Source organism: Sphingobacterium phlebotomi (assembly GCF_008180195.1).
GTDB classification, from domain to species: domain Bacteria; phylum Bacteroidota; class Bacteroidia; order Sphingobacteriales; family Sphingobacteriaceae; genus Sphingobacterium; species Sphingobacterium phlebotomi.
In genome coordinates, this window is record NZ_VTAV01000009.1 from 138,636 (window position 1) to 151,334 (window position 12,699).

Annotated in this window: 11 protein-coding genes; 4 read left to right on the forward strand and 7 right to left on the reverse strand. The window is 42.1% G+C overall.

Features of this window, described 5'->3' with window-relative positions; genetic code table 11:
* Positions 1–52 precede the first annotated feature (52 nt).
* Both trpS and FXV77_RS13550 read left to right on the forward strand, forming a co-directional pair.
* Complete coding sequence (gene trpS / locus FXV77_RS13545; protein ID WP_148919769.1) at positions 53–1,054, forward strand: tryptophan--tRNA ligase; 1,002 nt, start codon at positions 53–55, stop codon at positions 1,052–1,054.
* A 6-nt stretch (positions 1,055–1,060) separates the two neighbouring features.
* Positions 1,061–1,675 carry a deoxynucleoside kinase gene (locus tag FXV77_RS13550; protein ID WP_148919770.1) on the forward strand — a complete coding sequence of 205 codons (615 nt, stop codon included), beginning with the start codon at positions 1,061–1,063 and terminating at the stop codon, positions 1,673–1,675.
* 11 nt (positions 1,676–1,686) lie between these two features.
* Here FXV77_RS13550 and radC read toward each other — a convergent pair whose 3' ends face one another.
* The gene (gene radC, locus FXV77_RS13555; RefSeq protein ID WP_148919771.1) at positions 1,687–2,373 is read right to left on the reverse strand and encodes a RadC family protein; all 687 of its coding nucleotides are present in this window, start codon (positions 2,371–2,373) and stop codon (positions 1,687–1,689) included.
* Positions 2,374–2,526: 153 nt separating this feature from the next.
* On the opposite strand from radC, the gene FXV77_RS13560 reads away from it, so the two are divergent.
* A complete protein-coding gene (locus FXV77_RS13560; RefSeq protein WP_148919772.1) occupies positions 2,527–2,985 on the forward strand; it encodes a peptidylprolyl isomerase in 459 nt (152 codons plus the stop codon).
* Between the two features lie 13 nt (positions 2,986–2,998).
* Entirely contained in the window at positions 2,999–3,403 is a 405-nt protein-coding gene (locus tag FXV77_RS13565) for a DUF5606 family protein (protein ID WP_148919773.1), read from the forward strand.
* A gap of 37 nt (positions 3,404–3,440) precedes the next feature.
* On the opposite strand, the gene FXV77_RS13570 is transcribed toward FXV77_RS13565, so the two are convergent.
* The 6 genes from FXV77_RS13570 to FXV77_RS13595 form a co-directional block, all read right to left on the reverse strand.
* A complete protein-coding gene (locus FXV77_RS13570) occupies positions 3,441–4,511 on the reverse strand; it encodes a PA0069 family radical SAM protein (protein ID WP_187444129.1) in 1,071 nt (356 codons plus the stop codon).
* A 71-nt stretch (positions 4,512–4,582) separates the two neighbouring features.
* Positions 4,583–6,424: a carbon starvation CstA family protein gene (locus FXV77_RS13575; RefSeq protein ID WP_148919775.1), complete on the reverse strand. Its 1,842-nt coding sequence runs from the start codon at positions 6,422–6,424 to the stop codon at positions 4,583–4,585.
* 17 nt (positions 6,425–6,441) lie between these two features.
* Positions 6,442–8,439: an FAD-dependent oxidoreductase gene (locus FXV77_RS13580; protein WP_148919776.1), complete on the reverse strand. Its 1,998-nt coding sequence runs from the start codon at positions 8,437–8,439 to the stop codon at positions 6,442–6,444.
* 1 nt (position 8,440) lies between these two features.
* On the reverse strand, positions 8,441–9,655 hold the full coding sequence (locus tag FXV77_RS13585) for a hypothetical protein (RefSeq protein WP_148919777.1): 1,215 nt from the start codon (positions 9,653–9,655) through the stop codon (positions 8,441–8,443).
* A gap of 8 nt (positions 9,656–9,663) precedes the next feature.
* Positions 9,664–11,028 carry a glycoside hydrolase family 2 TIM barrel-domain containing protein gene (locus FXV77_RS13590; RefSeq protein ID WP_222867796.1) on the reverse strand — a complete coding sequence of 455 codons (1,365 nt, stop codon included), beginning with the start codon at positions 11,026–11,028 and terminating at the stop codon, positions 9,664–9,666.
* A 2-nt stretch (positions 11,029–11,030) separates the two neighbouring features.
* Positions 11,031–12,695, reverse strand: a complete 1,665-nt coding sequence (locus FXV77_RS13595; protein WP_148919778.1) for an FAD-dependent oxidoreductase — start codon at positions 12,693–12,695, stop codon at positions 11,031–11,033.
* Between the last annotated feature and the right edge of the window lie 4 nt (positions 12,696–12,699).

Here is a 12,699-nt window from a genome sequence, read left to right on the forward strand (position 1 = left end):
ACTAATATAAGGAGCTTGCTTTTAATTAGCAATTAATCCGTAAATTCGCGACATGAAAGAAACTGTTGTTAGCGGTATCAGAAGTACCGGTAAGTTACATTTGGGCAACTACTATGGAGCGTTGAGCAATTTCGTCAAAATGCAGCACGAATACAACTGCTTCTTCTTCATAGCGGACTTACATTCATTGACTACCCATCCTACTCCGGAGCATCTAAACCGTACCGTAAGAGAAGTTGTAGTGGAATATTTAGCAGCGGGTATTGATCCCGAAGAGTCGACTATATATGTACAATCGGATGTCCCTGAGGTAGCAGAACTCTACCTATACATGAACATGAACGCCTATTTGGGCGAGTTGGAAAGAGCCACCGCATTCAAAGATAAAGTTCGCGCCAATCCGGACAACGTAAATGCCGGACTCCTAACTTATCCGGTACTGATGGCATGTGATATCTTAATTCATCACGGCACGAAAGTTCCCGTTGGAAAAGATCAGGAACAGCATTTGGAAATGACGCGTACATTCGGCAACCGTTTTAACAGATTATACAACGTAGAATATTTTAAGGAGGCTTTTGCTTTTTCTTATAGTGATAAATTGGTTAAAATTCCGGGGTTAGACGGCAACGGAAAAATGGGTAAATCTAATGGCGAGGCGAGCTGCGTCTATTTAAGCGATTCACCCGAGGTTATCCGTAAAAAGGTGATGCGTGCAGTATCTGACGCTGGTCCCACAGAAATGAATCAAACAAAGCCGGAACCCATACAGAACCTATTTGATTTGATGAAGGTTGTCTCTATGCCTGATACCTTGCAACATTTCGAAGATTTGTACAACAGATGTGAAATCCGTTACGGTGATTTCAAAAAACAGCTTGCCGAAGATATGGTCTTGGCTACTGAACCCGTTCGTTCACGCATTCAGGAAATTTCAAACGATGACGAATATGTCAAAAAAGTCATCCGCATGGGTGCCGAGAAGGCAAGCGAAAGTGCGCGTAAAACCATCAAGGAAGTACGTGAAATCATTGGAATCAAGAAATTATATTAATTCAACATGCACATAGCAATTGTAGGAAATATCGGAGCAGGCAAAACAACCTTAACAGAATTGATCGCGCGTCATCTTAATTTTGACGCGCAATTTGAAGCTGTGGAAGACAATCCCTATTTAGAGGATTTTTATAGTGACATGAAGCGATGGGCATTTAACCTGCAAATATTCTTTTTAAATAGTCGTTTTAGACATATCGTGGATTTACAGAGCCGCGGCATTAATATGGTTCAAGACCGGACAATTTACGAGGATGCTTATATTTTCGCCGAAAACTTATATGATATGGGGCTTATGAGCGCACGCGACTTTGAGAACTATAGCAACATTTTCCAAAGTATTGTTCATTATATCAAAGCGCCTGACTTGTTGATTTATCTCCGTGCTTCTGTGCCAACACTAGTCAGCAATATTCAAAAAAGAGGACGCGATTACGAATCAGCTATCCGTTTAGATTACCTATCCAAACTCAATGAAAAATATGAAAAGTGGATAGGCAATTATAACGACGGCAAGCTATTGGTTTTAGACAAGGACAACCTCGACTTCGCTAATAAGCCTGAAGATTTAGGACATATTATCCAAAAAATCGAAGCCGAAATGTTCGGCCTCTTTTAGCACAATATACTTTACAATAACCCCTCATCGCGGAAGCTGAAATAAGAAGTATCCGTGAAGATTATATGGTCGTTCACCCTGATCTCCATTAGCTCCGCAGCTGCAGCTATTCTTTTCGTGATGATTTTATCTGCGTTGCTGGCGCGCAATGTGCCTGACGGGTGGTTATGAATCAGAATAAGAGAGTTTGCCTGCACCTGTAATGCAAACCGTAAAATAACCCGGACATCCACGGGAGTTGCCTCATTGCCTCCGCGGCCGATTATTTTCTTATCTAATATTTTGCAACCCGTATTCAGATAAAGTACCCAAAACTCCTCATGTGACAAATCCTGTATATACGCTCTAAAATAATCATAGACTTTCTTACTGCTGTTCAAGACCGGAACGATCTCAGGCGTCGTCTCTTTTCGTCGACGACCCAATTCCAAAGCGGCAATGATGCTTATGGCCTTTGCTTCACCGATCCCGCGATAGCGGCATAAGTCAGGTACTTCCAATCTGGAGATATTATTTAAATTATTTTGCGCATCGGATAATATCCGTCGGCATAGCTCTACGGCAGTCTCTTTTCTTGAACCGGAGCCGATAAGGATGGCCATCAGTTCTGCATCTGTCAAGGCTCTTCGACCTTGTTCCAATAGTTTTTCGCGTGGGCGATCAGCTTCTGACCATTCCCGAATGATTAGTTTTTCCATGACAACAAGTATATAACGGCACTTTAAAGATACTATTTTTTTTAGTAAAAACAAACCTGCTAATACAAAACGGATTAACAATTCTTAACCGATTCGCACCGTGCATTTCGTAGATAAACTTTATCTTTGCAATTCTATATAAATATCAAAACAATGAGTAAAGCGATTATCAAGACAGAAAAAGGCGATATGACCGTGCAATTTTACACGGAAGACGCTCCAAATACGGTAGCCAACTTTATTAAATTGGCAAAATCTGGTTACTACGACGGCCTAGCGTTCCATCGCGTCATTCCTGATTTTGTTATCCAGGGAGGATGCCCCAACACACGTGAGGGAGCAACCGGCATGCCGGGTACAGGAGGCCCGGGTTACAAAATCGACTGTGAATTAACCGGTGAGAACCAATATCATGATAGAGGCGTATTATCTATGGCACATGCTGGGAGAAATACGGGCGGTTCGCAATTTTTCATCTGCCACAGCCGTAACAATACAGCCCATTTAGATAGAAACCATACTTGCTTCGGCAAAGTTATCGAGAATGTAGATGTCGTGGATGATATCCGTCAAGGAGACCGCATCTTGGGAATTGAAGTTATTGAAGAGTAATACCTAAAAAGACATGAATTTAAGAGCTTTAGTATCAGTTACCGGAAAACCCGGCCTTTTTAAATTGATTGGACAGAGTAAAAGTGGATTTATATTGGAAACATTGGATGATAAAAAAATCAAATCCACGGTCAACCTATCCACTACTAAAATGGCTACCCTAGAAGATATCACGATTTATGGGGAGGAGGACGAAATACGTTTAATTGATGTATTCGAAGCCATCAAAGAAAAAGATGGTGATACACCCGATATTAAAGATGGACGAGGTTTACGTGAATTTTTCCGCGAAGTAGCCCCAGGCCATGACGAATCAAGAGTATATGCTTCTGATATGAAAAAGATTATATCGTGGTATAATATTATCAAGGAGTTACCTTTATTTGAGGAGGAAACACCAGAACCGATTCAACAGTAATATGAAATAGAGACGCAGTCCGTGTCTCTATTTCATATCAAAACAACCGCAATTGTGCATCGCGATTCGGTCTTTCAAATAAATCAGTACGCAAAGCCGGATAAGCTTGTTGGCCCATATATTTTTTGACTGCTATCTTGAATAGTTGGCGTATGCCCTCTGCTGTTTCGCCATCTCCACGAATCCTTCTTCCCCATTGGCTGTCATTGAGTTTACCTCCGTGGCAAGCTTCTATACCATGTATAATCTTTTCCGCTCCGTCCGGATAATTCTTATAAACCCAATCTCTAAAAATATTCGCTATCGCCCCGTTTAGGCGTACAATCGTATAACTGGCCCACTTAGCTCCTACGTCAGCCGCGCGTTTTACCAATGCAGGCATCTCGTCGCTATTTATTCCTGGAACGATCGGAGCGATCATCAACGAAACAGGAATATTCTTCTCCGCCAGTTTCTCCATCAACTTTAGCCGCGCTCCCGCAGTCGCCGTTCGTGGTTCCATCTTCCTTCTCACTTCTTCCCGCAGGCTGTTGATTGTGACGGATACGCTTACTAATCCTCGTTCAGCAAGAGCTGCTAATATATCTAGATCGCGGAGCATAAGCACATTCTTACTGATGATGGAAACAGGATGCTTGTACGCTAAAAAGGTTGCTAGAAGCTGCCGCGTAATCCTTAATTTTCGTTCGATTGGCTGATAGCAGTCCGTATTTCCCGACATAAAGACGGGCTCTGGAACATAGCTTTTCTTATCAAATGCCTTTTCCAACAATTCCACCGCATTATATTTCACCAAGATCTTTCGTTCAAAGTCCAATCCTGCGCTGTATCCCCAATACTCATGCGAGTTACGGGCATAGCAATAAATACAGCCATGCTCACATCCTTGATAGGGATTTAACGATTGATAAAATCCTAAATCAGGGCTGTTTACTTTGGAAAGAATAGCTTTCGGATATGTTGCGATAATCTTCGTGGAATCAGATGATAAGAAAGGTTCATCCAATCCCTCTATATATTCCTGCACGTAGCTATGTCCAAAAAATTTATTGTTGGGATTTAGCTGTGCCCCCCTCCCTTTGAAATATTCTTCTTCCTTCAAATCCATAAACAAAAATACTAATAATATTAGTATTTTTGTTTATTTTTTTCGTTTGATACTTTCTCGCAATTGATCACCTACCGTTCGACCAACTCCTTGACGGTATCACCATATCTATCCACCTTATTGGCTTCCATTTTGGTTAGACGATGCCATCTTTTAAATGTATTGATAAAGACAACCAGCATCAAAACCATGGCTAACAAGGCCAATGACGCCAATAGGTATTGTCCTTGTGGCAAATAGATATAGCGAACCTGTTCATAACCCGCCCAGAACGTGATGATGGCCATAAATACGCCCGGTATTGCAGCACAAAGCGCGTACTTTCCTCTGTTAATACGGATCAGCATAGTCGTACAGACGATAAGCCCACAAGCCGCCAGCAACTGGTTACTTATACCGAATAACGGCCATATACTGCTTACGTTTCCCGTATAAACCAAATATCCCCATGAAAATGTAAAGATCAAACTGCAGATAATAATACCTGGCATCCAGTTTTTGTCATTGAACTTAGGCATTACCGTACCCAACATTTCCTGCAAAAAGAATCGTCCTACTCGCGTACCTGCATCTATTGCTGTTAAAATAAAAACAGCCTCAAACATGATAGCAAAATTGTACCAATACGCCATCACATCGTCCATAAACGGTATTTTATTAAAAATATGCGCCATACCCACAGCCAATGAAACCGCTCCTCCCGTTCTCCCCTGCAAGTCCACTCCTATTTTCTCACTGAAATGTGCTAAGTCTACGGGTTGCAAATGCGGATGAGCAGCAATAAAGGATTCATACATTTCTTTTGGGGTGTTGATGGCAAAGTAATCTCCCGGAACTAATGTACAAGCCGCAATCAATGCCATTAATGCCACAAACCCCTCCACGAGCATGGCACCGTAACCTACGAAAAGAATTTCTTTCTCATTGGTCAACATTTTAGGTGTTGTTCCTGTCGCGATTACTGCATGAAAACCAGAAATTGCACCACAAGCAATCACAATAAAGATAAATGGTAAAACAGGCCCTCCGATTACCGGTCCACCACCGTGGATAAACGATGTAATGGCTGGCATTTCGATGGTAGGTTGCACGAAAATAATTCCTATGGCCAGCATCAGAATGGTACCAATCTTTAAATAGGTTGATAAATAATCCCGAGGGACTAAGAGCAACCATACTGGAAGAACCGATGCTAAAAAACCATATACGGTAATAGCAATCGATATGGTTTCTACCCGCCAATGAAACAGGTTACTAATAGCAGCAATCTGCATTAACTCGTGTCCGCCGATAATACTGGCAATCAATAATATCCCGCCAATAATACTCGCTAGCGTAACGCTATTTTTCCGATAGCGCATAATTAACCCCATGAGAACCGCAATCGGCATCGTGGCAATAACGGTGAATAAAGACCAAGAAGCTTCGTGCATCGCACTGATGCAGGCCAACGATAACCCAGCCAAGGTCAGAATTAAAATAAACAGCACCGCAAAACCTGTTATTAAACCGGTACCTTTGCCAATTTCCTTACCCGCTATCGTAGCCAAGCTTTCCCCTTTGTGTCTTACGGAAGCAAAAAGGACCACCATATCGTGTACTCCTCCCCCAAGCACACAGCCGATCAAAATCCACAGCGTTCCGGGAAGATAGCCGAATTGGGCCGCTAACACAGGTCCTACTAACGGACCCGCTGCTGCAATAGCCGCAAAATGGTGTCCGAAAAGAACATTTTTGTTGGTAGCCACATAATCTTTGCCATCGGCAAATTCCACAGCCGGTGTGACATTCTCCGCATTAAGGCGTAACACTTTATTCGCCATAAAAATGCCGTAAAATCGATATGCGATTGCAAATAATAATAGTGCGACAAACACTAGGGTAAGGGCATTAACGCCGTTTAAATATTCCATTTATGTTTATTAATTAGTTATTCTACCGGTACTAATAAAATAGCATTCGCACGAACCGTACCATCAGATTTATTTGAAAATACTTTCACATACGGTTTTCCCTCAAAACGGAAATCAAATGCTCCTATCTCCACCCAAGTACTCGTTGTCTGCCCTACAATTTCTACCTCTTTTAGATTCAATGACACTGGTTTTGTTTCCCGTCCGTCAAACACTTCCATCTTAACCAGCTCCACATCTTCTGCCGTCCTGGGGTAATAATAATAAGCTTTATATTTTCCTGCAGATGCCTTTGTATCGAGGTTAAACTTAACAAATTCATGATCAGTAGCCAAACTATTTTTTAAATAATGCTTTCCATAGCCCTTTAAGGGTATGATTTCCCATTCGCCAACCACCTCTACGCTTTCCTCATCCGCCACCTGGACTAGGACATCCGGCTGCCGATGATCTGCTTTTGGATTTTCTTTTAAAATCTTTTTGATATCTGCCACATCCACATCCTGAATAGCTATGCCCTTATCTATTGCCAGACCTGCCGCCACAGCTGCCGATTGGGCAAGCACCATAAATACAGGTTCCATTCGGATGGAACCAAAGGCGATATGGGATGCAGAAAGGCAAACAGGTACTAAAAGATTATTTACCTCTGTTTTTTTCGGAACAATGGACTGATAGGAAATCGCAAATGGCGGGAACCCACCTACTTCAACGTTACCTTCATTTTTAACCATACCGTTAACGACCAATCTATCACAGTTATGCGAATCCATTGTATACGCAGCGTATCCGATATCATCTGTAACAACTTCCCTACCCTGGCAATGATGCTGTGTCATGACCACATCACTTACCATTCTCCTCGCTTCGCGGATATAGAGTTGGGGCGACCAATGGTTGTTTTCCGTATATTCATCCTTCGGATATCCCCATTCTTGCATTTCTTTTCGGATGAACTCGGGAACGACAGGGTCGTTTCCAACGAAATACAACAATCCCTTGGTATAATCCTCATGTTGCTTGATGATCTTTTTTCGTGTATGGTAATCCGCTTCGGGATAATCCCAATTGGCACCGATCATATCCGTCGACATACCATTACGGTTGTTGATATCCGTTTTGTTATTCGGCATCAAACTCCAGATAAAAACATCCCGGAGATCTTTCCAAGGCTGTATTTCCTTCTGTCTAACCAATAATTCATATCGCTTCGGATCATAATTGTCCGGTTTCGTAATCGGTATCCGGTTGTCCGGGGCATTAGTTAACGCGATACGGTAATTATATGCCTGCACTTTTTTATCGCCCGTGCCATTCGACTTTAGTACTTCGTCATGGATCCCCCACAAAAGGCCACTCGCTGCGTCACCTTTTACTTTATAGGGATCTACTCCGTCCGGAAACTGATGTCCTTTCATCAATTGCACACCATTCAAGGTTTCGTTATACACACTGTTGTCCTCCCGTCCCACATGATAACTAACCCCAGCCATCGCCAACAGATCTCCCTCATACGTGCAATCCATAAACATCTTGGCTTTCACTGTTAGTTTTGGGCTGTTTTGCTCGTCCAGATTAGACACTATGATTTCCTGGATATGGCGCCCGGCTTTCTTTACATCCAACAATTGCTTATTGTATACCACATCAATATTCGCGTCTTTCATGTACTGCTCAAAAACAGACAAAGCAACTTTTGGTTCGAAAGTCCAATTCTCCAGATTTCCATAATAAACTCCCAGCTTACGATAAAAGTCCAAAGCTAAACCCGTGACTACGTATTTATTCCCGATATCTGTCATTCCCAAACCACCGGAGCTTAACCCACCTACCCTTCCACCCGGTTCGATAATAACGGCTGTCTTACCTGCCTTAATAGCCGTATACGCTGCCATAACACCCGCAGAAGAACCTCCATAGATACAGAGGTCTACCTCGATTTTATCTCTTGCTTCCCCGAAAACAAACAGGGGAACAGCAAATAATAACAGTAGTAATGTCTTAAAATTTTTCATTTTATTTCTGAACTTTGATATCTACGGTTAAGTAACCTGTATTGGCATTGGCAGACCTCGATTTCACAAATAACACACCATATTTTCCAGCTACCGTTTTAAACACCATAACATTATTATTAGCCAAACCTCCAGAAGTTTCGCTCTCTATCACACTCGATTCAGTATATAAAGCTTCTATTTCGGCTGCCGAAACCAACAAATCAAATTCTTCACGTGTAAGTGTTATTTTTTTAATCAATGTCTCATTACGTACTGCCCAATTTTCCATGGCATCTTCTCCGATAGCCGCTGGGTTATAAATGATATTAATCGTATTGGTAAATGTTGGGGAAGTAATATTAAATGCCGTAGTAGACCCACTAAAAAAAGCAATCAAATCTATACTAGCGGATTTTACCGCCGCTCCCGCTGTGACATATACTTCACCGGTAGTCGCATTAAAAAACGGTCCAGGACCGGCACTCCGTTGTGCACCGATGTTAACATCGTTAAAAGCATTGAAGTCTGCTTCCTGTGATCGCTCGACGAATAAATCATACGTCTGTCTATGGAGGTTGCCCAGTACATCCATGATCTCAATGGTAAACGTTAACGTTCTATCCGCATCCACTACCGTTGGGTGGTATTCAAAATGATAATCATCTTCTTTTGGATTATCAAATGCCTCCTTCGTTAGGGCTACTATCTCTACCTGATCTAAGAAGGTTTTAATATAACTAATATCATTTTCAGATACAACGGACATGATAAAGTCAACTGCTCCATCATCCATAACCTCGCTCGGCGCCTCTTCAGGAATCGTGACAGTTATATCGGCTGGTGCAGATTGCACATAAATGGTAAAATCTTTGTCCACCGATTTGCCCTCCGAATCCGATACTGTCAATAGGAATATTAGACTCTTGCCCACATCCTTTGCTGTTACGCTATACGTATATTGTAAACGAATCTCGTTGGCGGAAGCCGACACCGTCTGTAATTCGGCGTCATCGAGACGTAACACCGCCTGTTGGATAGCGACATCAGCTTTCGAACTGATGGTGATATCAAACACAATTTCATCTTTAGATGTCACTGCATAAGGAAGTTCGACATTTTGCGCTACGTTTACCGAGAATCCATCCGGGTATTGCAGTGACTCATCATCTTTTGTACAGGCTCCCAGAACTAGTAACAAGATGAACATGTACATTTTTATTCGTGTTGCATTCATAATTTATTCTAATTGACGTAAAAAGGAATTACCGCACTGGCTACTTTCTTGTTCGCATCATCCCGCACAAAAACAATCAATCGATACCCACCTGTTTCCGCAGGAGCTTTAAAGGAAATCTCGGGTTGTGTATTGTCGGTAATGAGGCCAGAGATTCCATCAGGAAGACTACCATCCGCACTGGCGGTTCCCTCTTTCATAATCATCCAGTCATAGGTCAGTGGGTCCCCATCGGGGTCTGTAGCCACGACAGATGCAGTATTGTCCGAATTTTTCTCCACCTTAATGTTGTCTTCTGCTTTGCTCTCATTCATGACGATAGCATCCCTATCTTGTATCACAGGAGCTTTATTCGCGGGATACGTACCAGTCCAAACGTATTGCATCTCATCCGCTGCAGGGAATGTATATCCCTTTTTATCATAAAGTCCATACCAGGTCAACACGGCCCCATGTCGTTGATATCCCCATACAAATACAAAAGAACCTATACATCCATTGGGCTTATTTGAAATGATATGATCTTGATACGCAGCTCGATAAATCTCTGCCTTCTCCGTACTGGTTTGTTCCACCAATCCTCCCCATTCGAGTATTCGCGTAGGCTCTGGGTTCATCTGCCATGTCCCTCTCGGACCAAACTCTGTAACCATATAAGGTTTTTGCCAGCCCGCGGCCTGTATATTAGTAAGCAAATTGGGTAAAGAGGGTGCATACATATTTATAGATAGCATATCTATCTCGGGGGCCATGCTGGCGATATGTTGGATTTTAGTAACATCCGAGTTAGACAGCGCCACCGTAGTCGGGTGATTAGGGTCTACTTCTTTAATATATTTGGCAACATCGTTAACAGCCGTCCATAGTTTAAGATTGGTATAACTTGCCTCCGCTTCATTTCCGATAGACCAACATAATAAAGCAGGATGATCTTTAAACCTGTCAATCGCCTCTTTCATCTCCGCCAATTGTTGTGCTACTGCTGTCTCGTTGTCATAATCAAATCCATCTGTTTCTCGTCGCATATATAACCCAAAATTCACGTACAAACCTGCTTCTTGAGCTTCGTCCAATATTCTACGAGAGTCATCACTGATTCCATACGTTCTGATGACGTTTCCTCCAAAATTTGCAACATCTCCGTAATAGTTATTTGTACATGCGCCATTTATATAAAATTCCTCATCGTCCACAAACATTTTCCATTCGCCATTCTCGTTGGATAAAGTAACTTTTGCGACTTCCTGCAAAGGCGTTTCTTCAAAAGAGGGCGTTGGTATAGGATAATCATATCTGTCGTTACAACTAAACAACAGCAATATCCCTAATAAAGAAAGCGTTGCACGCTTCATATTTACAATTGAATACTTCATAACTAATGAGGTTTAGTGTTACCAGGTTTAATAATTTGTTCCAAATCAAGTAATTTCCGCTCAAGATGTTCGTAGGAAATATCTTGAACGGATTGCCTCGCATCAATGGCTATAGAAGCCGCTACCGCAGCCGATTGGCCTAGCACCATGTAAACAGGTTCCATCCTTAGCGAACTAATAGCCACATGGGAAGCCGATAAACAAACTGGCACTAACAAATTGCTGCACTCTTCTTTTTTGGGAGTCATGGAATAATAGCTGATAGAATAAGGTGTAATCGGCTGGAAAATAGTACCTTCATATCTTAGTTTTCCATGTTCATCAACCACTTTAGACACAAAGTGACAATCCAGCGCATACGAACCAACACCTATGGGATGCGTTACCTCTTCCCTATTTTCTTTTGTCACATTCTTTTCGATCATCACATATTCACCAACCATTCTTCGTGCTTCGCGAACATAGATATGATGCGGAAAATTCCCGGTCTCCTCAAATTCATCTTTGGCTAGCCCCCAATCTTTCATCTCATCCCGAATATGTGTTGGTATACGTGGATCGTGCTCTAATAACCACAACATGCCCAGCGCATAATCTCTATGCAATTGTTCAATTTCTTTCCTTTTGATATAGTCCGCTTCTGCATAATCATAACTCGCGCCAAAAAAGTCTAAGTGATTCGTATCGGTTTTACGGTTTGGCATGGGTGTTAGCGTGATGATATTTTGCAGGTTCAATTCCGGGTTCAGACGGATTCTCCGAATCAAGACCTCATACCATAATGGATTATAATTTTCCGGCTTTTGTACTTTCACTCGATTGTTCGGATCATCGGTTAACGTCACGCGGTAGCAGTAAGCTTGCACTCTTTTGTCTGCTTGGCCTTGTTTAACAGGCACATCAATATCAATATAAGGCAACAACCCCGAACTTTTATCTCCTGCCACTATATACGGATCAATATCCGCTAGATCTGTTCCGTTTTTATGGTTCACCCGATATCCGTTAAATGTTTCGTTGTAAGTTTCATTTGATTCCCTGCCCACTATATAAGATACACCTGCTTTTGCCATTAAGTCACCTTCATATGAAGTATCGATAAAGATCGCAGCCCTAACGGTTTTACCACTTTCCAGCATGATTTCAGTTATTTCTCTTCCCTTTTTTTTAACACCTTTTTTCAAGTCTAACCGCTCATTTGTCCAGAGCTGTACACCTGCCTCTTCAAGCATGTCGAGCATAATCCGTTCCGCCACTTTGGATTCATATACCCATTGCATTCTCCGGTCGTCATTCTTGCCTCGATAGGTTCTTTTGATGGCTCTAACAAAAAAGTCGTCCCGGTTTTCGTTTTTCCACACATCAGGCTTGAGGTAATAATCATATACGCGCTGATAAAATTCCCGGGTAAGCCCGCCCACCATATCATTCCGATTCATATCTGTCGCCGTAAGGCCAGATGTAGCCAAACCACCTACGTGTTCATTTTTAGAAATCAGCACCACATTTTTCCCCATACGTGCTGCTTGGACAGCTGCAATAACACCCGAAGCGGATTCGCCGTATACACATATATCAAAAGTGGTTTCTTCGTTATTCGCAAATACATTAAGGTTATATATCGTCGTTACCCCCAAAAGGATAAATAGTTTTATTAGTTTCTTCATGGTT

What these genes read in the sequence shown, in the direction of transcription:
- FXV77_RS13550 (WP_148919770.1), top strand. Translation starts at nt 1,061, where the DNA reads ATGCACATAGCAATTGTAGGAAATATCGGAGCAGGCAAAACAACCTTA.
- radC (WP_148919771.1), bottom strand. Translation starts at nt 2,373, where the DNA reads ATGGAAAAACTAATCATTCGGGAATGGTCAGAAGCTGATCGCCCACGC.
- FXV77_RS13580 (WP_148919776.1), bottom strand. Translation starts at nt 8,439, where the DNA reads ATGAAAAATTTTAAGACATTACTACTGTTATTATTTGCTGTTCCCCTG.
- FXV77_RS13575 (WP_148919775.1), bottom strand. Translation starts at nt 6,424, where the DNA reads ATGGAATATTTAAACGGCGTTAATGCCCTTACCCTAGTGTTTGTCGCA.
- FXV77_RS13585 (WP_148919777.1), bottom strand. Translation starts at nt 9,655, where the DNA reads ATGAATGCAACACGAATAAAAATGTACATGTTCATCTTGTTACTAGTT.
- FXV77_RS13565 (WP_148919773.1), top strand. Translation starts at nt 2,999, where the DNA reads ATGAATTTAAGAGCTTTAGTATCAGTTACCGGAAAACCCGGCCTTTTT.
- FXV77_RS13590 (WP_222867796.1), bottom strand. Translation starts at nt 11,028, where the DNA reads ATGAAGTATTCAATTGTAAATATGAAGCGTGCAACGCTTTCTTTATTA.
- FXV77_RS13595 (WP_148919778.1), bottom strand. Translation starts at nt 12,695, where the DNA reads ATGAAGAAACTAATAAAACTATTTATCCTTTTGGGGGTAACGACGATA.
- FXV77_RS13560 (WP_148919772.1), top strand. Translation starts at nt 2,527, where the DNA reads ATGAGTAAAGCGATTATCAAGACAGAAAAAGGCGATATGACCGTGCAA.
- trpS (WP_148919769.1), top strand. Translation starts at nt 53, where the DNA reads ATGAAAGAAACTGTTGTTAGCGGTATCAGAAGTACCGGTAAGTTACAT.
- FXV77_RS13570 (WP_187444129.1), bottom strand. Translation starts at nt 4,511, where the DNA reads ATGGATTTGAAGGAAGAAGAATATTTCAAAGGGAGGGGGGCACAGCTA.